We start from the raw sequence: 19711 nt of genomic DNA, 5'->3' as shown, positions 1-19711 counted from the left end.
AAACGGGCAGGAATTGATTAATTACTTGCCACGTGCGCTGATAACTTCTTCAGCGACGTTCTTCGGAGCCTCGGCGTAATGCTTGAACTCCATGGAGTAGGTTGCACGCCCTTGCGTTTGTGAACGCAGGTTGGTCGAGTAACCAAACATCTCAGCCAGAGGCACTTCAGCCTTGATGATTTTACCGCCGCCAGGGATATCATCCATGCCCTGAACCATACCGCGACGGGAGGACAGATCGCCCATGACCGTACCGGCATACTCTTCGGGAGTTTCAACGTCGACAGCCATCATGGGCTCGAGCAGCACAGGGCTGGCCTTGCGCATACCGTCTTTGAAAGCCATGGAAGCAGCCATGCGGAACGCGTTTTCGTTCGAGTCAACATCGTGGTACGAACCGAAGAAAAGCGTAACTTTTACGTCTACGACCGGGTAACCCGCAACCACACCAGCTGGCAGAGTTTCTTGAATACCCTTGTCGACAGCAGGGATGTACTCGCGTGGCACCACGCCGCCCTTAATTGCGTCAACGAACTGGTAACCACCGCCTTGTTCGAGAGGCTCAAGCTTGAGCACAACGTGACCATACTGACCACGACCGCCCGACTGCTTGACGAACTTGCCTTCGATTTCTTCGCAAGTTTTGCGGATGGTTTCACGGTAAGCCACTTGTGGCTTACCGACGTTGGCCTCAACACCGAATTCACGGCGCATGCGGTCAACCAGAACCTCAAGGTGCAACTCGCCCATACCCGAAATAATGGTTTGGCCCGACTCTTCGTCGCTGGTGACACGGAAAGAAGGATCTTCCTGTGCCAGACGCGAAAGAGCAACACCCATTTTTTCTTGATCAGCCTTGGTCTTGGGCTCGACAGCCTGCGAAATAACAGGCTCGGGGAACTCCATACGCTCAAGCAAGATGTGCTGACCGACGTCGCACAGTGTTTCGCCAGTGGTGACGTCTTTCAGACCAACCACAGCGGCGATGTCGCCCGCCAGAACTTCTTTGATCTCGGCACGGTTATTGGCGTGCATCTGCAAGATGCGGCCAATACGTTCTTTTTTCGACTTGATCGGGTTGTAAACCGTCTCGCCGGAATGCAGAACACCCGAATACACGCGCACAAATGTAAGCTGGCCCACAAAGGGGTCGCTCATTAGTTTGAACGCAAGTGCGGAGAACTTGGCGGAGTCATCAGCAGGCAAGCTGATTTCGTTGCCGTCATCATCCATGCCCTTGACAGGCGGGATATCAACTGGCGAAGGCAGGTAGTCAAGCACTGCGTCGAGCATGCGCTGCACGCCCTTGTTTTTGAAGGCAGTACCGCACAACATGGGCTGGATTTCGCCAGCAATGGTGCGCAGGCGGATACCCTCGTTGATCTCTTCGGCAGAAAGCGCACCCGACTCAAGGTATTTGTCCATGAGTTCTTCGTTGGCTTCGGCCGCCGACTCGACCAGCTTTTCATGCCACTCGTTGGCCTGATCAACCAGGTCAGCGGGGATGTCGATGTAGTCGAACTTGGTGCCATGGGTGGCTTCGTCCCATACGATGCCTTTCATAAGTACGAGGTCGACCACGCCTTTGAAGGTGTCTTCAGCCCCGATTGGGATAACGATAGGCACAGGGTTGGCTTTCAGGCGCAACTTGAGCTGATCGTAGACCTTGAAGAAGTTTGCACCGGTGCGGTCCATCTTGTTGATGAAGGCAAGACGGGGCACGCCGTATTTGTTGGCCTGACGCCATACGGTTTCAGACTGGGGCTGAACACCACCCACAGCGCAGTAAACCATGCAGGCGCCATCGAGCACACGCATGGAACGCTCAACTTCAATGGTGAAGTCAACGTGCCCCGGGGTGTCGATGATGTTGATACGATGCTCAGGACGATCACCTGCCATGCCGCTCCAGAAGGCGGTGGTGGCAGCCGACGTGATGGTGATGCCGCGTTCTTGTTCCTGCTCCATCCAGTCCATGGTGGCGGAGCCTTCATGGGTTTCGCCAATTTTGTGGTTGACGCCGGTATAGAACAGGATGCGCTCGGTGGTCGTGGTTTTGCCGGCATCGATATGCGCGGAAATACCAATGTTGCGATAGCGCTCGATCGGGGTTTTGCGGGCCATGATTGTGTCCTTAGATTACCAACGGAAATGGCTGAATGCCTTGTTGGCCTCTGCCATCTTGTGCGTGTCTTCCCGCTTCTTCATGGCGCCGCCACGACCTTCGGAGGCGTCAAGCAGTTCGCCGGCAAGGCGCAGATCCATCGATTTCTCACCACGTTTTTTGGCTGCTTCACGCAACCAGCGCATGGCAAGGGCCAGGCGGCGCACAGGGCGCACTTCAACCGGCACTTGATAGTTCGCGCCACCGACACGGCGGCTTTTCACTTCTACGAGAGGCTTGATGTTGCTGATGGCAGTATTGAACACTTCGATAGGCTCTTTGCCAGTTTTAGCCTGGATGTGATCAAAGGCGCCGTAGATGATGCGTTCGGCTACGGCTTTCTTGCCAGACAGCATGACAACGTTCATGAATTTGGCAAGATCTACGCTGCCAAATTTAGGATCGGGAAGAATTTCACGTTTGGGAACTTCGCGACGACGAGGCATTTTTAACTTCCTTGTGACTGTTCAGTTGAACCGCGTTATTGCGGCCTTGATCACCCATTAAAGATGATCACTTACATGCTGCGGGCGGACTGCCCACGGCTGCACTGAGACGCCCGGACTTGCCGGACAGAGGAAAAACTTAAGCTTTCTTGGGGCGTTTTGCACCGTACTTGGAGCGCGACTGCTTGCGGTCTTTGACCCCTTGCAAGTCGAGCGAGCCACGAACGATGTGGTAACGCACACCTGGCAAGTCTTTTACACGACCGCCGCGCACAAGAACCACTGAGTGTTCTTGCAGGTTGTGGCCTTCACCGCCGATGTACGAAATAACTTCGAAACCGTTGGTAAGACGAACCTTGGCGACTTTACGCAAAGCTGAGTTAGGTTTTTTGGGGGTGGTGGTGTACACGCGAGTGCAAACACCACGGCGCTGCGGGCAGTTTTCGAGCGCGGGGCTCTTGCTGCTTGCGCGGCTGACTTCGCGCGGCTTACGCACGAGTTGGCTAATGGTTGGCATAACCTTTACGCATCCTGTGACTTTTACGCATTCGGTACTTGCGTACTGTTAGACGTATGAGTGATAAACGCCTGTCGCTGCTGGCCGGCTATATCTCTATAAATTGAAGAGATGCCTTACCACTACAGCCTCAGGCGGTTTGCGCAAAAACCGCCTGGCACGAAATACGTAAAAGAGCGGGTCTTGCAGCAAAGCTGGGTGTATTACTTTTAGTGCCATAGCACAGAGGCCCTGAAAGTAAGCTCGCCATAGTAGCACGTGCACAAGTTAATCGTCAACATGCTTTTGATTACTCAGCATTGCTGCCTGAGAACCCATACCGCTTATAGTTAGCTTGCTCGACACTATAGAGACATGTGTCGTAACATAGCGGTTCAGGTTATTAAAATCGTTTATTTATCGCATACATGCACATAGCTTCCCTTGAAGATGATGAAGTCCAAGGTCGGTTCATCCAGGCTGTACTCCAGGAGGCCGGGCATACCTGTACTTTGTTCGTAACAGGCAAAGCTTTTCTGGCGGCCCTTAGCCGCGACCACGATTTTGATCTTCTACTGCTTGACTGGCAAGTTCCCGATATAAGCGGTCTGGATATTGTCAGGTGGGTGCGTGGCAATCTTGGCCAGAGCATCCCCGTCATGTTTTTAACCAATCGCACGCAAGAATCCGACCTGGTTACTGGTCTGCAGGCCGGCGCTGACGATTATGTGGTCAAGCCTTTGCGCACAGGCGAACTCATAGCCCGTATCAATGCACTGCACCGTCGCATAGCTACGCCGGTGGCCAGCCAGGAAGACGCTTTCAATTGCGCCAACTATCTTGTACACCCCGCCGCACAGACTATCTCTCTTCATGGCGCTCTCGTTGAACTGGCTCCCAAAGAATACGAGTTGGCTTTGCTGTTTTTTCGCAACCCCGGGCGACTGTTTTCAAGAGATGTTCTGAGCAACAACGTATGGAACCGCGAGATCCCCGCAACGTCACGTACGCTGGACACGCATTTATCCAATATCCGCCGCAAGCTGCAGTTGCGCCCTGAAAACGGCGTGCGACTTACTGCGTCGTACGCGCTGGGTTACCGGCTAGAACTACTTGCAGACAATCAGGACGACCCCACACCATGATTGCCAAATCGATAAACATGGGGAGCAGTCTGATAGCGGCTGTGGCCCTGGTGGTCATGCTAGTGCCTGCATTAACCAGTGCGCAGCCTGCCGGAGCCCAGGGCGAAAATTTTATCTATCTGGCGCAACCCGGAGACACGCTTGGCGGTGTATCACAACGGTTTACTGAAGCCACAAGCAATTGGCGTGTGCTGCAAACCCTGAACAACGTGCCCGAGCCCACAGAGTTGCAGATAGGTAAAGCCATCCATATCCCCTTCTCGATGATTCCCGAAGACCCTTCGCAGGCACGCGTGCTTCATGTACAAGGCACGGTAACGCTTGCGGGCCGACCGTTGTCGATCGGCGACAGCGTCGATGAAACAGGGGTTATCACCAGCGGCGACAACAGCTACGCAACCCTGCAGCTCGAAGACGGCAGCACCTTATCCATCCCGGCCGACTCGTCGATCAGCTTTGAGCGTCTGCAAGTATTCAGAGGCGCCCGGCTCACAGACTCCATCATGCACGTGCAAGACGGCGCTCTCGAGGCACAGGTGGCGCCAGAAAAAGCTGGCGTGGGCCGCTTCGAGGTGCGGACTCCGGTCACCATCACAGGGGTGCGCGGCACCGATCTGCGTGTGCGCGCAGACCCCGAAGGCTCACACACCGAAGTGCTCGAAGGACGCGCCGCTCTCGCGGCTTCGGGCCAGGGGCAGGCTAACTTGCGTGCAGGCCAGGGTGCCGTCACAGATGCATCTGGCACACTTAAAGCCGTGCGGTCGCTTCTGCCCGCGCCAGAACTGTCCGCCCCTGAACGAGGCCCCAGCGGTTGGGGTCTGCAGTTTCCTGCAGTTCCAGGAGCCGCGTCCTACCTCGTCCATGTAGCCGATGATATAAACGGCACGCGTGTGTATTCCAGCCAGACATTTTCTCAGCCAGACGTAACATTCCATGCGCCAGAGGCCGGCAGTTTCTATGTACTCGTACGGGCTACTGACGCCGATGGCCTGAGCGGGCCTGATGCAGCACAACCTTTTCTTGGGCAGTCGGTGCTAAGTTGGGGTGATGGCCAGCCCGTCATGTCGGGCTTTGGCTTGCCTATAATGCTTAACGACTACTGATTCATGGCCGGGTCCGAAGCACCAACGCCGGGGGATTTCTGGGGAAACCTTGACCGTCGTGTTCAGACAGAATGGCTGCTGGTCACCGTGCTCATGGTACTGCTAACCCTGACGCTCAGCTATTTTGGCGCACAAACAGGTATTGCCCGCATAGATCACACGTTTTACGACAGGGTGCTGGCCAATACCCTGAAGCCCTCACACAACAACGACATAGTCATTATCACAATTGATGACAGCAGCATCGAAGCGCTCGGATACTGGCCGTGGCGACGCGCGGTACACGCGCGACTGCTGGGGCAACTGAAACAAGCCCGGGTCGTCGGTTTTGACTTGCTGCTCAGCGATACCAACCCCGCATATCCCTTGGATGATTCCTTACTGGCCAAAGCAATCGCCATCCAGGGGCGCGTCGTACTGCCGTCCATGGTCACCAATGACGGGACTGCACTAATTCGAGCCAGGCCGTCATTGATAAATGCGGCGGCCAAGCAGGGCTACTTCAATATCTACCCTGACGAAGACGGCGTCATACGCTCGATCATCCCGCGCATGGAGCTGCCGTCAGGGCTTTCCGCTCAACACCTGGTGCTGTCCATGCTCGACGTTGCTGGCGTTGATTCGTCTGCACGGGTGGTATCACGCCCTGACCAGGCTCTGCTAATTCCTTATGCAGGCCCACCTGGGCATTACACACACTATCCTTACGCCCATGTATTGAACGGCGACATCCCTCCAGCAACCTTCCGCAACAAATATGTACTCGTTGGTTCCTGGGGCTCGGGCTTGGGTGACGCCTTTCCGACGCCACTGACCCGGCACGGAGAAACCATGGCAGGCGTGGAGGTGCTCGCCAACGCCCTGAACTCATCTCTTGAAAATAACTGGATTCACACGCCCAACCGCCTGTTGGCCGCATTATTGTCCACACTGCCTGTTTTGCTGGCCTGTCTGGCTTTCCGACGCCTGTCTCCGCGCCGAGCATTTCTGGCCGCCGCCAGTACCTTAATACTGACGGCGACAAGCTGCATACTGGTTATGTACTTTGCGGGCATCTGGCTGCCAATTACCGCTTCGCTGATAGGCGTGGCGGTTGCGTATCCGTTATGGAGCTGGCGCAATCAAGAGGTATCGCTGCAGCAGCTCGACCGCGAGCTCGAAACGCTGACCGGAGACCGGCTCGCCTTGGGTGAAGAGCTGGTACCCACCGACCCATCTTCCGGGGATGAAACCCTTTCGTCACGTGTTTCGCAACTGCATAATGCGATCAGGCAACTGCGGTTGGCGCAGCAAAAACGTGACGACACGCTGCGGTTCCTCTCGCATGATATGCGCGCGCCACAAAACTCCATCATCGCGTTGGCGCAATTGCAAAACAACCCTTCGACGGCGCTGAGCCAGCCCGAGGCCATGAAACGGGTACAGCTATACGCCACGAAAACTCTTAACCTGGTTGATGGCTTTGTGCAGCTGGCGCGTGCAGAAGCCATGCAATTCCAGAATACCGTCTTTAACCTGGTCGATTTAACAGAACATGCTGTGGATGATTTCTGGGCCCAGGCCACGCGGCGACAAATAACTGTCGAAATTGAACAGCACCCTGAACAGGCCTGGGTTCGCGGCGACTGGACGCTGTTATGTCGCGCACTGTCTAACCTGATCGACAATGCCATCAAATATAGCCCTGGGAACACCCGTATAAGCTGCACGATTACACCTTCTGCCTCGGGGCAACACTGGTTGGTAAAGATCAAGGACCAGGGTCGGGGCATTGCTGCAAAAGAGATTGGGCTGCTGTTTCACAGCTTCCAGCGCCTTGGTACTGATTCTGCTGACAACCCCACAGGCGCTGGCCTGGGACTTTCCTTTGTCAAAACCGTTATCGAGCGCCACGGCGGCACCATTGAAGCGCGCAGCCAGCCAGGTGATGGCACAGAATTTATTGTGCATTTACCTGCTTGCGCCCCGCCGCCGCCGGATACCGAGGGCGACGAATAACCGGATTTCCGGACAATCATCAAAACCCTGTTTTGTCTGCCACTGCATGCCCCCTCGTCCGATGGTGCACGCCAGGTCAGGCTCGCTCTTGCGACCTATCCTGCTTCAACGACGCCCGATAGGTTTCAAGGTGGATGCTGGTTTCTGTATTGCTAATACCCTTGATGAGCCGCACTCTTTCGAGCACCTGGGCAAGTTCTGCCAGACTGGCCACCCGCAATTCGGCCAGCAGATCCCACTGCCCATTGGTGCTATGCAATGAAGACACCCCAGGCTCACCCAGCAGGCTGAAGGACACGCGGCGGGCGTCGTTGCCTTCTATGGAAATACTCATCCACGCAACTATATCGGCCGCCTCGGACTTGGGCCGCAGCCGTATGGTGTAGCCCACGATTTGGCCGCTGTCTTCAAGTTTACGGATGCGATTGGCCACCGTGCCGCGCGACACGCCCAATCGCTTTGCGAGCGTTGCTACGCCCGAACGGGCGTTGTTGCGCAAAAGCGCAATGAGTTGCTGGTCAACTTGATCCATTTCGTTAAATTAGGTTGCCATAATGACAACATTCTACCGTTATGCACGCATTTAGCCTGATTTGAATTGAAGAGGTGTTGTGGCAACCTGTTAAGTAAGGTGGCGCATATGCCGCTGTACAACACGCACAGGAGATCACGCTCATGACACACACTGCAAATTTGACACCGTTTGGCATACATACTGATTTTCTGGGCTACAACCAGGCAGCCAAACTGGTTACACGCGTTGGTGTCATAGAATGCCTGCAAGGTATGGCACAAGCCATTGAACATAACTTCATGCGCTGGCAAGATTTCACCAAATCAGTGCGCATCGGCAACTACAGCCCAGATGGTGTCATTGAACTCATGCCCATATCCGATGCCAGCGACTACGCCTTTAAGTACGTCAATGGCCATCCCATAAATACACACCGCGGTTTGCCCACGGTAATGGCTTTTGGCGCCCTGGCCAATATGGCCAATGGCATGCCGATATTTCTCAGCGAACTTACGCTAAGCACGGCACTACGCACAGCAGCGACATCCGTCATGGCGGCGCGCCAACTCATGCGTCCAGAAAGCCACTGTATGGCGCTTATCGGAAACGGGACACAAAGTGAATTCCAGGCATTGGCCTTTCATGGCGTGCTGGGCATTGATACGCTTCGCATCTACGACATTGATGGGATGGCCATGCACAAACTTCATCAAAACCTTGCTCCCTACCCGATCGAAGTGGTTTGTTGTTCCAGCACCGCCGAAGCCGTGCGCGGCGCAGACATTATCACTACGATCACCGCAGATAACACCAACGCCATCATTCTGCGAGCGGACATGGTGGCACCCGGCACGCATATCAACGCCGTGGGGGGTGACTGCCCCGGAAAAACAGAGCTTGAGGCTAGCTTGCTTTACAAAGGCAATGTTTTCGTCGAGTTTGAGCCCCAGACACGTATTGAAGGCGAACTGCAGCAAATGCCTGCTGATTTCGCCGTCACTGAGCTTTGGCAGGTACTACAAAAATCGTCCCCTGGCCGTCTGTCACCCACCCAGATCACTATTTTTGATTCGGTCGGCTTTGCACTGGAAGACTACTCTGCCCTGCGCTACATGTATGCGCGCGCCCAGGAAGCCGGGATACTGCAGCCGCTTGAGCTGATTCCTGCACTGCAAGACCCGAAGAACCTGTTTGGTCTGCTCAATGCACAGGCGGCTGGTGCGTTGCTCTTTGACCGAGTGATAGCGTGAGAACCGCAGCGGCATCACGTGCAGCACAACCTTCCGTATCGCTGATCGGAGCACCCTCTGATGCAGGAGCAGCGAACATTGGCTCCTGCATGGGGCCTGAGGCCTTGCGTGTGGCCCAGCTCGGGTCTGCACTTGAAACACTGGGCATACGAGTGAGTGACTTAGGCAACCTATCGGGCCCACCCAACCCACGAGGGCCACGCGATAAGCCATATGGGCTACGTAATCTCGCCGAGTGTACACACTGGAACCACACGGTTTTCGACGCCGTGCTGAACGAACTCGACAATGGGCAAACACCTATTATGCTCGGTGGCGATCATCACCTGGCCATCGGGTCTATCAGTGCAGTGGCACAACATTGCCGCAAACACGGCAAACTTCTGCGTGTTCTCTGGCTGGACGCACACGCAGACTGCAATACGCCCGAAATCTCGCCATCGGGCAATGTTCACGGCATACCCGTGGCCTGCCTGCATGGTATGGGTCCTGAGCAACTGACCACCCTGGCTGGCTCAGCGCCCGCGCTTACATCAGGCGAACTTAAACTGATAGGGCTGCGCAGCGTGGACGACGCCGAAAAGCAGATGATTCGCGCATTAAGTATTGAAGCCTACGACATGCGTCTTATTGACGAGCTAGGCATGTATAAGGTGATGCGTCGTGCGCTGCGCGACATACGCCAGGGCAATGTGCATTTGCATGTAAGTTTCGACGTCGACTTCCTGGACCCTTCGATTGCTCCCGGCACCGGTACGACGGTATGTGGCGGCCCCGGTTACCGTGAGGCCCAGCTTTGCATGGAAATGATCGCCGAAACAGCGTGCCTGGGATCCCTGGATGTGGTGGAACTGAACCCCGCCCTCGATGTGCGCAACCAGACGGCCACACTGGTTGTCGAACTGATCCAGAGTTTGTTCGGCAAAACAACCTTGCTGCGATCTGTATAGCAAAGTGAGCGCCCATTGACGTTGGCTGAACCAAAAACAAAAGCGCCAGGCTTTTAAACCTGGCGCTTTTGCATTTACATTGCCACGAACACTGCTTACTCGGTTGCAGACCCTTCAGCTTCGCCAGTAGGCTGGGCTTCTTGATGAACTTCAACCGCTTCGGCGGCCGGAGCATCTTCAAAAGGGTTAGCCATGGCACGGGCGGCCTTGCGCTCTGCCGCCTCGTTAGCCTCTTTATCCTTACGGGCAAGATGGAAGGCCATCCCGGTACCCGCAGGAATCAAACGACCCACAATAACGTTTTCTTTCAAGCCACGCAGATCATCGCGCTTGCCCATAATGGCAGCCTCGGTAAGTACGCGTGTGGTTTCCTGGAAGGACGCCGCAGAGATGAACGAATCGGTCGACAGTGATGCTTTGGTAATACCCAACAGTACGTTGTCGTACTTGGCTGGAATTTTTGCCTCGGCTTCCATGCGATCGTTTGCATTCAACAACTCGGAGCGCTCGACCTGCTCACCCGTGATGAAGTCGGTATCGCCCGCATCGGTAATGTTTACGCGACGCAGCATCTGACGAACAATCACTTCAATGTGCTTGTCGTTGATCTTTACGCCCTGCAGACGGTATACGTCTTGCACTTCATTAACGATGTAGTTGGCAAGCTGCTCGATGCCCTTGAGACGCAGAATATCATGCGGATCGGCGGGGCCGTCGACGATCATCTCGCCCTTGTTCACGACCTGACCGTCATGCACGAGAACCTGCTTCTCTTTGGGAATAAGAAACTCGTGACTGATTCCGTCCATGTCGGTGATGACCAGGCGCTGCTTGCCCTTGGTGTCTTTACCGAAGGAAACCGTACCCGTAACGTCTGCCAGCATACCGGCATCTTTCGGGGAACGAGCTTCGAACAGTTCGGCCACGCGGGGCAGACCACCGGTAATATCGCGGGTTTTTTGCGATTCTTGCGGAATACGCGCCAGAATCTCGCCAACCGTTACCTGCTGGTTATCACGCACGGTAATCAATGCGCCAACCGGGAACGAGATATTGACCGAGTGATCAGTACCGGCAATCTTGATCTCATCGCCTGCTTCGTTGAGGATCTTGATTTGCGGACGCATGACGATCTTGCCACCACGCGTCTTGGGCGTAATGACAACCAGCGTCGACAAGCCTGTTACATCATCGACCTGGCGGGCAACCGTAACGCCCTCGTCGATGTTCTCAAAGCGAACTGTACCGGCGTACTCTGACACGATGGGTCGCGTGAGCGGATCCCATGAAGCCAGACGTGCACCTGCCTTGACGACGTCGCCATCGCCCACGGCAATCGTTGCACCGTATGGCACTTTATGACGCTCGCGCTCACGACGGTTATCGTCAAACACCACGATCTCGCCGGAACGCGAAATGGCGACACGTTCGCCTTTAGCGTTAGTGACATAACGCAGGCCAATGGCAAAGCCGATGGTACCTGCAGACTTGGTCTCGACCGAACTGGCCAGGGCCGAACGTGATGCCGCACCACCAATGTGGAAGGTACGCATCGTAAGCTGCGTGCCGGGCTCACCAATGGATTGCGCAGCGATAACACCAATCGCTTCGCCACGGTTAACCATAGAACCACGACCCAGATCACGACCATAGCAGTGTGCGCACAGGCCATGACGCGTTTCGCAAGTGAGCGGCGTACGGATCTTGACCTCGTCGATGCCGAGACTGTCGATGTACTCGACCGTGTCTTCGTCAAGCAGCGTGCCAGCCGTTACAGCGGTTTCCTGAGTTTCGGGGTTGACGATATCAATCGCCGCCACTCGACCCAAAATACGCTCGCGCAGGGGCTCAACCACTTCACCGCCCTCGATCAGCGCCTTCATGGTGTAGCCACGTGTCGTGCCGCAATCCATTTCGGTAATGACCAGATCTTGCGTCACGTCGACCAGACGGCGGGTCAGGTAACCCGAGTTCGCCGTTTTAAGCGCCGTATCAGCCAGACCTTTACGCGCCCCGTGTGTGGAAATGAAGTACTGAAGTACGTTCAAGCCTTCACGGAAGTTGGCGGTAATAGGCGTTTCGATAATGGAACCGTCAGGCTTGGCCATCAGGCCGCGCATACCAGCCAGCTGGCGGATCTGTGCAGCGGAACCCCGCGCGCCAGAGTCAGCCATCATATAGATGGAGTTGAACGACTCTTGACGAACTTCTTCGCCATGACGGTCGATCACAGGCTCGGTCGCCAGTTGCTCCATCATGGCCTTGCCGACCTTATCGCCAGCCTTGCCCCAGATGTCGACCACGTTGTTGTAGCGTTCTTGACCAGTTACCAGACCTGACGAATACTGCTTGTCGATCTCTTTGACCTCTTTGCTGGCCTGGGCAAGAATACCTTCCTTGGCCGAGGGAATCAGCATGTCGCTCATGGCAATAGAAATACCGCCACGAGTTGCCAGACGGAAACCCGATTGCATCAGCTTGTCAGCAAAAATTACGGTGGCACGCAGGCCGCAGCGACGGAACGACTGGTTGATCAAACGCGAGATTTCTTTCTTCTTGAGCGCGCGATTAAGCACGGAGAAAGGCAGCCCTTGAGGCAAAATCTCGGAAAGCAAAGCACGGCCGACAGTGGTTTCGAAACGGCGCACGATAGGCTGCCATTGACCATTTTCGTCTTTTTCGTACTCAGGCAAACGCACGGTAACGCGAGATTGCAGCTCGACTTCGTGGTTGTCGTAAGCGCGCTGAACCTCTGCTACATCGGTGAAGAAAATGCCTTCGCCTTTGCCGTTAATACGCTCGCGTGTTGCGTAGTAAAGCCCCAGCACGATGTCTTGCGACGGCACGATGGAGGGCTCGCCGTTGGCCGGGAACAGTATGTTATTGGAAGCCAGCATCAGAGTGCGGGCCTCAAGCTGGGCTTCAAGCGACAGTGGCACGTGAACGGCCATCTGGTCACCGTCAAAGTCGGCGTTAAAGGCAGCGCAAACCAGCGGGTGAAGCTGAATGGCCTTGCCTTCGATCAGTACCGGCTCGAACGCCTGAATACCCAGACGGTGCAACGTAGGCGCACGGTTGAGCATAACGGGGTGCTCGCGGATCACCTCTTCGAGGATGTCCCACACCACAGGTTCCTGGCTCTCAACCAGCTTCTTGGCAGCCTTAATCGTGGTCGCCAAACCCATCATTTCAAGACGATTGAAAATAAACGGCTTGAACAGCTCAAGCGCCATCAGCTTGGGCAGACCGCACTGATGCAGTTTAAGCTGCGGGCCCACCACAATAACCGAACGGCCGGAGTAGTCAACACGCTTGCCCAGCAGGTTCTGACGGAAACGACCGCTTTTGCCTTTGATCATGTCGGCGAGCGACTTGAGCTGACGCTTGTTGGCGCCTGTCATGGCCTTGCCGCGACGACCGTTGTCGAGCAGCGAATCAACCGACTCTTGCAGCATGCGCTTTTCGTTGCGCAAGATGATGTCTGGTGCCTTGAGCTCAAGCAGACGCTTCAGACGATTGTTGCGGTTGATGACGCGACGATAAAGGTCGTTCAGGTCGGACGTAGCGAAACGGCCGCCATCAAGCGGCACCAGCGGACGCAGTTCAGGCGGAAGCACCGGCAGCACTTCCATGATCATCCAGTCAGGCTTGATGCCCGACTTCTGGAAACCCTCAAGCACTTTGAGGCGCTTGGAGATTTTTTTGATCTTGGCGTCTGATGACGTGGCCTTGAGTTCGGCGCGCAGGGTTTCTACGTCACGATCGATATCGATCGTGCGCAGCAACTCGCGAACGGCTTCGGCACCCATGAGTGCGTGGAAGTCGTCACCGTACTCTTCGGTCTTGGCGAGATAGTCATCATCGGACATGATCTGACCGCGCTTGAGCGGTGTCATGCCAGGTTCGATAACGCACCAGGCTTCGAAGTAGAGCACACGCTCAATATCGCGCAGCGTCATGTCGAGCACCATGCCCAGACGCGACGGCAGGCTCTTGAGGAACCAGATGTGCGCGACGGGGCTGGCCAGCTCGATATGACCCATGCGCTCGCGGCGCACTTTGGCTACGGTAACTTCGACACCGCACTTTTCGCAGATAACGCCACGATGCTTCAGGCGCTTGTACTTGCCGCACAGACACTCATAGTCTTTGACTGGCCCGAAAATTTTGGCGCAGAACAAACCGTCACGCTCGGGCTTGAAAGTGCGGTAGTTAATGGTTTCGGGCTTGCGCACCTCACCATAAGACCACGACCGCACTTTCTCCGGCGATGCGATGCCAATTTTGATGGCATCGAATTGGTCATCTTGCGAGACTTGTTTAAATAAATCGAGTAGCGCTTTCATTATTTACGCTCCAGATCCATGTCCAGGGACAAGGATCGAATTTCTTTGACCAGAACGTTGAACGACTCGGGCATACCAGCTTCGATGACGTGGTCACCCTTGACGATGTTCTCGTACACCTTGGTGCGGCCGGCAATGTCATCAGACTTGACCGTAAGCATCTCTTGCAGCGTGTACGAAGCACCGTAGGCTTCCAGCGCCCAGACCTCCATCTCACCGAAACGTTGACCACCAAACTGGGCTTTACCACCCAGTGGTTGCTGCGTAACCAGCGAGTAAGGACCAGTAGAACGGGCGTGCATTTTGTCGTCAACCAGGTGATGCAACTTGAGGTAGTGCATGTACCCGATGGTGACCGGACGCTCGAACTGTTCACCGGTACGACCGTCGTAAAGCCAAGCCTGCGTACGCGTACCCGTAAGCTTGAGTTTTTCGGCGATGTCGTCAGGATAGGCAAGCTCGAGCATCTGGGTGATCTCTTCTTCGGTCGCACCGTCAAACACAGGCGTGGCAACCGGCAAGCCGCTCTTGAGATTACGCGCCATTTCGATCAGCTCGGTATCGGTAAGCCGCTCAAGGTGAGCACCCGAACCCGTGGTGTCGTAGACCTGTCCGAGATAGTCGCGCAGATCTTTAATCTGCAGTGCTTTCTCGTCATCGATCATGTTGGCGATACGATACCCAATGCCCTTGGCTGCCCAGCCAAGGTGAACTTCGAGCACCTGCCCGACGTTCATACGCGAAGGCACGCCCAGCGGGTTAAGAACGATGTCGGCAGGCGTACCATCGGCCATGTGCGGCATGTCTTCGACAGGCGTAATGCGGGACACAACACCTTTGTTACCGTGACGGCCAGCCATCTTGTCGCCAGGCTGCAGACGACGCTTGACGGCCAGATACACCTTGATCATCTTGAGCACGCCAGGAGGCAGCTCGTCGCCCTGCGTAAGCTTCTTACGCTTTTCTTCGAAGGCCAGATCAAACTGGTGACGCTTCTGCTCGAGTGACTCTTTGGTCTGCTCAAGCTGTACGGCGTGCGCCTCGTCGGAAAGACGAATGTCAAACCACTGCCAGCGATCGAGGTCAGCCAGATACTCTTTGGAGATCTCGGTGCCTTTGGCCATCTTGCGCGGGCCGCCATTGACGACCTTGCCGACCAGGAACTTGCCAATACGATCAAAAGCGTCGTCTTCGACAATACGCAGCTGGTCATTGAGGTCTTGGCGATAGCGACGCAGTTCGTCATCAATGATGGACTGTGCGCGCTTGTCGCGATCAATGCCTTCACGCGTGAAGACCTGCACGTCGATAACCGTGCCGACCATGCCCGAGGGCACACGCAGCGACGTGTCTTTGACGTCTGATGCCTTCTCGCCAAAAATGGCGCGCAGCAGTTTTTCTTCTGGTGTGAGCTGGGTTTCGCCCTTGGGCGTTACCTTACCAACCAGCACGTCATCGGCACGCACTTCAGCGCCGATGTGAACGATACCAGAGTCATCAAGACGATTAAGCTGAGTTTCGGCCAGGTTGCTGATGTCTCGCGTGATCTCTTCAGGCCCAAGCTTGGTGTCGCGGGCGACAACCGTGAGCTCTTCAATGTGGATGGACGTATAACGATCGTCGGCCACGATTTTCTCGGAGATGAGAATCGAGTCTTCGAAGTTATAGCCGTTCCAGGGCATGAAGGCGATAAGCATGTTCTGACCCAGCGCCAACTCGCCCAGATCGGTCGAAGCGCCGTCAGCCAGCACATCACCACGCGCTACCAGGTCACCACGTTTGACGATGGGACGCTGGTTGATGTTGGTGTTCTGGTTGGAACGCGTGTACTTGATGAGGTTGTAGATGTCTACACCCACTTCACCCGCGACGTTCTCGTCATCATTGACGCGAATAACCACACGCTCTGCGTCAACGTGATCAACCACGCCACCGCGACGTGCTTGCACCGTGGTGCCCGAGTCGACCGCTACGGAGCGCTCGATGCCGGTGCCAACCAGAGGCTTTTCAGGACGCAGGCAAGGAACAGCCTGGCGTTGCATGTTGGCACCCATGAGCGCACGGTTGGCGTCATCATGCTCAAGAAACGGAATGAGCGATGCAGCGACCGAAACGATCTGTGAAGGCGCCACGTCCATGTAATGCACGTTGGACGGTGCCGTCAACATGGTTTCGCCTGCCTGACGGCACGCGACCAGATCGTCGGTAAACTGACCTATTTCGTCAAGATGCGCGTTGGCCTGTGCAATGACGTAGTTGCTTTCTTCGATAGCAGACAGATAGTCGATCTGTGCGCTGACCTTGCCGTCAATAATTTTGCGATATGGCGTTTCGAGAAAACCATACTCATTGAGACGGGCGTACAGTGCCATCGAGTTGATCAGGCCGATGTTCGGGCCTTCAGGTGTTTCGATGGGGCAGACGCGGCCGTAGTGAGTAGGATGCACGTCACGCACTTCAAAACCGGCACGCTCACGCGTAAGACCGCCAGGCCCAAGCGCCGAGACGCGACGCTTGTGCGTGATCTCGGACAATGGATTGGTCTGGTCCATAAACTGCGACAGCTGGCTCGAACCAAAAAACTCTTTGATGGCCGCAGAGATAGGCTTGGAGTTGATGAGATCGTGCGGCATAAGGTTTTCAGCCTCAGCCTGGCCCAGACGCTCTTTGACGGCGCGTTCTACGCGCACCAGACCAGCACGGAACTGATTCTCGGCAAGCTCGCCCACACAGCGCACACGGCGATTACCCAGGTGATCAATGTCATCGATCTGGCCTCGGCCGTTACGCAACTCGACGAGCACCTTGATGGTTTCAAGAATGTCTTCATCGGTGAGCGTCAGCGGACCGGTGATGTCATCACCACGGCCCAGACGACTATTGACCTTCATGCGACCTACGCGTGAAAGATCATAAGCGTCTTCGTTGTAGAACAGGCGCTGGAACAAAGCCTCGACCGCATCTTCGGTAGGTGGCTCACCAGGACGCATCATGCGGTAGATGGCGACACGTGCAGCCATCTGGTCTGCGGTTTCGTCAGTGCGTAGCGTTTGCGAAATATAACCGCCGCGATCCAGGTCGTTGATGTACAGCGTCTGGATGTTGCGTATGCCAGCAGCACGAATCTCGGCCAGCATGGTTTCGGTAATTTCGTCATTGGCATTGCCGATGACTTCGCCGGTTTCTTCGTTAACCAGTGCCTTGGCAAGCACCTGGCCAAGGAGAAAGTCTTCAGGTACCGAGACGTATTCAATATTGGCGGCAGCCAGATCACGCAAATGCTTGGCATTGATACGCTTGTCTTTCTCGACAATGACTTTGCCGTCGCGATCGGTAATGTCAAAGTGAACGACTTCACCCTTCCAACGCTCAGACACGAACTCGAGCATGCCCCCTTCGTTCTGGATTTCGATATTGTCGAAATCAAAGAAGCAGGCCAGAATGGCTTCGGGCATCATGCCGATAGCTTTGAGCAATATGGTGACGGGCATTTTGCGTCGACGGTCGACGCGGAAGAACAGCACGTCTTTCGGATCGAACTCAAAGTCGAGCCACGAACCACGGTACGGAATTACCCGTGCCGAGAACAGCAGCTTGCCCGAACTGTGTGTTTTGCCTCGATCATGCTCAAAGAACACGCCGGGCGAACGGTGCAGCTGCGAAACAATGACGCGCTCAGTACCATTGATGACAAATGAGCCCGTATTGGTCATGAGCGGGATTTCGCCCATGTATACTTCTTGCTCCTTGACCTCTTTGACCGTGGGCTTGCTAACTTCGCGGTCCATGAGCACCAGGCGCACCTTGGCACGCAGGGGCGACGCAAACGTCAGGCCCCGCATCTGGCATTCTTTGACGTCAAACACAGGCTCACCGAGCACGTAGCTTACGAACTCAAGGCGCGCCATCTGGTTATGGCTTACTATTGGAAAAATGGAGGTGAAAGCCGCTTGAAGGCCTTCATCTTTACGTTTGGAAGGTGTAGTATCCGCCTGCAAAAAAGTTATATACGATTGCAGCTGCGTCGCCAAAAGGTACGGGACGTCTTGAACGTCTTCACGCTTGGCGAAGCTCTTGCGTATGCGCTTTTTTTCGGTATACGAATAAGGCATGAGCACTCCGACTCGAGGGTTACATGGGCCGTCAACCACGGCCCTGGTTTACGACTCCAGAAAACCCAACTCGGGTAATAAATACCCACACTAAATTGCAGGTTTTCTGGAGACGCAAAAGCCCGGGGAAGGCAAATGCGCTCCCCGGGCAGGCAAGAAAAGTCTTACTTAAGTTCGACTTTTGCGCCAGCTTCTTCAAGCTTCTTCTGTGCTGCTTCAGCATCAGCCTTGGACAGGCCTTCTTTAACAGGCTTTGGTGCACCGTCAACCAGATCTTTGGCTTCTTTGAGGCCCAGACCGGTGATTTCGCGAACAGCCTTAATAACGCTAACTTTGTTGGCGCCAAATTCGTTCAGGAACACGGTGAATTCGGTCTGCTCTTCAGCAGCAGCAGCGGCAGCAGCAGGTGCAGCAACTGCAACAGCAGCGGCAGCAGCCGACACGCCGAACTTCTCTTCCATTTCAGTAATCAGCTCGGACAGCTCAAGCACGGTCATGCCGGCGATTGCGTCGAGGATTTCAACTTTGCTTAATGCCATTTTAAGAACTCCAGATATATATAAATGCCAGGGTTGGGTATCGCCCAGTTAAACGAAGACCAGACAAACCGCTTACGCGGCTTCTTTCTGATCGCGCACAGCCGCGAGGCCGCGAACGAACTTGGTTGGAACTTCGTTGAGCGTACGCACAAATTGCGTGATAGGTGCCTGCATCGTACCCAAAAGTTTCGCAAGCAACTCGTCGCGGGAAGGCATGGTGGCAAGAGCCTTGACGCCTTCTTGGTCAAGCAGGCTATTGGGCAATGCCCCGCCTTTGATGACCAGCTTTTCGTTGGTTTTTGCGAACTCAGCAAGTACTTTTGCCGCCGAAACCGGATCCGTGCTGACTGCATACATCAACGGACCGGAAAGCTGTTCGGCGATACCCTCGAAAGGGGTGCCGGACAGTGCTCGACGAACTAGCGTGTTTTTGAGAACACGCAGATACACGCCTGACTCACGCGCGTTTTTGCGCAATACGGTAACGGAGGCGACGTCCAGACCACGGTACTCTGCGATAATGATCGATTGAGCCTTCGCGATTTCCGCGTTGACTTCTTCGATAACTACCGCTTTCTCTTCACGATTGAGACTCACGGTTTGAACACTCCATCTAACGACACACAAGAGGGTCTCGTGTGTCTACCG

13 protein-coding genes are annotated in these 19711 nt (G+C 55.2%); 5 read left to right on the top strand and 8 right to left on the bottom strand.

Annotated elements, in window-relative coordinates:
• Positions 1-21: 21 nt before the first annotated feature.
• From fusA to rpsL, 3 genes are all read right to left on the bottom strand, one after another.
• Entirely contained in the window at positions 22-2124 is a 2103-nt protein-coding gene (gene fusA / locus FQ179_RS15460) for an elongation factor G (protein WP_149398192.1), read from the bottom strand.
• Positions 2125-2139: 15 nt separating this feature from the next.
• Positions 2140-2610 carry a 30S ribosomal protein S7 gene (gene rpsG, locus FQ179_RS15455; protein WP_149398191.1) on the bottom strand — a complete coding sequence of 157 codons (471 nt, stop codon included), beginning with the start codon at positions 2608-2610 and terminating at the stop codon, positions 2140-2142.
• 139 nt (positions 2611-2749) lie between these two features.
• The gene (gene rpsL / locus FQ179_RS15450; protein WP_088602190.1) at positions 2750-3127 is read right to left on the bottom strand and encodes a 30S ribosomal protein S12; all 378 of its coding nucleotides are present in this window, start codon (positions 3125-3127) and stop codon (positions 2750-2752) included.
• 407 nt (positions 3128-3534) lie between these two features.
• Here rpsL and FQ179_RS15445 point away from each other — a divergent pair, with 407 nt between their 5' ends.
• Genes FQ179_RS15445 through FQ179_RS15435 form a run of 3 tightly spaced genes read left to right on the top strand, consistent with a single transcriptional unit; the run spans position 3535 to position 7352 of the window.
• Positions 3535-4251, top strand: coding sequence for a response regulator transcription factor (locus tag FQ179_RS15445; protein WP_149398190.1), 717 nt, complete (start codon positions 3535-3537; stop codon positions 4249-4251).
• On the top strand, positions 4248-5354 hold the full coding sequence (locus tag FQ179_RS15440) for a FecR domain-containing protein (RefSeq protein ID WP_149398189.1): 1107 nt from the start codon (positions 4248-4250) through the stop codon (positions 5352-5354). The genes FQ179_RS15445 and FQ179_RS15440 overlap by 4 nt, the downstream gene beginning before the upstream one ends.
• A gap of 3 nt (positions 5355-5357) precedes the next feature.
• A complete protein-coding gene (locus tag FQ179_RS15435; protein WP_149398188.1) occupies positions 5358-7352 on the top strand; it encodes a CHASE2 domain-containing protein in 1995 nt (664 codons plus the stop codon).
• A 76-nt stretch (positions 7353-7428) separates the two neighbouring features.
• Here FQ179_RS15435 and FQ179_RS15430 read toward each other — a convergent pair whose 3' ends face one another.
• Positions 7429-7884 carry an Lrp/AsnC family transcriptional regulator gene (locus FQ179_RS15430; protein WP_149398187.1) on the bottom strand — a complete coding sequence of 152 codons (456 nt, stop codon included), beginning with the start codon at positions 7882-7884 and terminating at the stop codon, positions 7429-7431.
• 143 nt (positions 7885-8027) lie between these two features.
• On the opposite strand from FQ179_RS15430, the gene FQ179_RS15425 reads away from it, so the two are divergent.
• Together FQ179_RS15425 and rocF are read left to right on the top strand one after the other, a co-directional pair.
• Positions 8028-9116, top strand: coding sequence for an ornithine cyclodeaminase (locus FQ179_RS15425; protein ID WP_149398186.1), 1089 nt, complete (start codon positions 8028-8030; stop codon positions 9114-9116).
• A complete protein-coding gene (gene rocF, locus FQ179_RS15420) occupies positions 9113-10066 on the top strand; it encodes an arginase (RefSeq protein ID WP_149398185.1) in 954 nt (317 codons plus the stop codon). The genes FQ179_RS15425 and rocF overlap by 4 nt, the downstream gene beginning before the upstream one ends.
• A 95-nt stretch (positions 10067-10161) precedes the next feature.
• Here the strand turns inward: rocF and rpoC are convergent, their stop codons facing one another.
• The 4 genes from rpoC to rplJ form a co-directional block, all read right to left on the bottom strand.
• Entirely contained in the window at positions 10162-14412 is a 4251-nt protein-coding gene (gene rpoC, locus FQ179_RS15415) for a DNA-directed RNA polymerase subunit beta' (RefSeq protein WP_149398184.1), read from the bottom strand.
• Positions 14412-18524, bottom strand: coding sequence for a DNA-directed RNA polymerase subunit beta (rpoB, locus tag FQ179_RS15410; protein ID WP_149398183.1), 4113 nt, complete (start codon positions 18522-18524; stop codon positions 14412-14414). The genes rpoC and rpoB overlap by 1 nt, the downstream gene beginning before the upstream one ends.
• Positions 18525-18688: 164 nt before the next feature.
• The gene (rplL, locus tag FQ179_RS15405) at positions 18689-19063 is read right to left on the bottom strand and encodes a 50S ribosomal protein L7/L12 (protein ID WP_149398182.1); all 375 of its coding nucleotides are present in this window, start codon (positions 19061-19063) and stop codon (positions 18689-18691) included.
• 72 nt (positions 19064-19135) lie between these two features.
• On the bottom strand, positions 19136-19660 hold the full coding sequence (gene rplJ / locus FQ179_RS15400) for a 50S ribosomal protein L10 (protein ID WP_149398181.1): 525 nt from the start codon (positions 19658-19660) through the stop codon (positions 19136-19138).
• Positions 19661-19711 lie beyond the last annotated feature (51 nt).

This window comes from Pusillimonas sp. ANT_WB101, assembly GCF_008369125.1.
Classification (GTDB): Bacteria; Pseudomonadota; Gammaproteobacteria; order Burkholderiales; family Burkholderiaceae_B; genus Allopusillimonas.
This window is presented reverse-complemented; position numbering and strand designations above follow the sequence as displayed.

Bases quoted from the DNA above. Each gene is read 5' to 3' on its own strand.
- fusA (WP_149398192.1), bottom strand. From the start codon at position 2,124: ATGGCCCGCAAAACCCCGATCGAGCGCTATCGCAACATTGGTATTTCC.
- rpsG (WP_149398191.1), bottom strand. From the start codon at position 2,610: ATGCCTCGTCGTCGCGAAGTTCCCAAACGTGAAATTCTTCCCGATCCT.
- rpsL (WP_088602190.1), bottom strand. From the start codon at position 3,127: ATGCCAACCATTAGCCAACTCGTGCGTAAGCCGCGCGAAGTCAGCCGC.
- FQ179_RS15445 (WP_149398190.1), top strand. From the start codon at position 3,535: ATGCACATAGCTTCCCTTGAAGATGATGAAGTCCAAGGTCGGTTCATC.
- FQ179_RS15440 (WP_149398189.1), top strand. From the start codon at position 4,248: ATGATTGCCAAATCGATAAACATGGGGAGCAGTCTGATAGCGGCTGTG.
- FQ179_RS15435 (WP_149398188.1), top strand. From the start codon at position 5,358: ATGGCCGGGTCCGAAGCACCAACGCCGGGGGATTTCTGGGGAAACCTT.
- FQ179_RS15430 (WP_149398187.1), bottom strand. From the start codon at position 7,884: ATGGATCAAGTTGACCAGCAACTCATTGCGCTTTTGCGCAACAACGCC.
- FQ179_RS15425 (WP_149398186.1), top strand. From the start codon at position 8,028: ATGACACACACTGCAAATTTGACACCGTTTGGCATACATACTGATTTT.
- rpoC (WP_149398184.1), bottom strand. From the start codon at position 14,412: ATGAAAGCGCTACTCGATTTATTTAAACAAGTCTCGCAAGATGACCAA.
- rpoB (WP_149398183.1), bottom strand. From the start codon at position 18,524: ATGCCTTATTCGTATACCGAAAAAAAGCGCATACGCAAGAGCTTCGCC.
- rplL (WP_149398182.1), bottom strand. From the start codon at position 19,063: ATGGCATTAAGCAAAGTTGAAATCCTCGACGCAATCGCCGGCATGACC.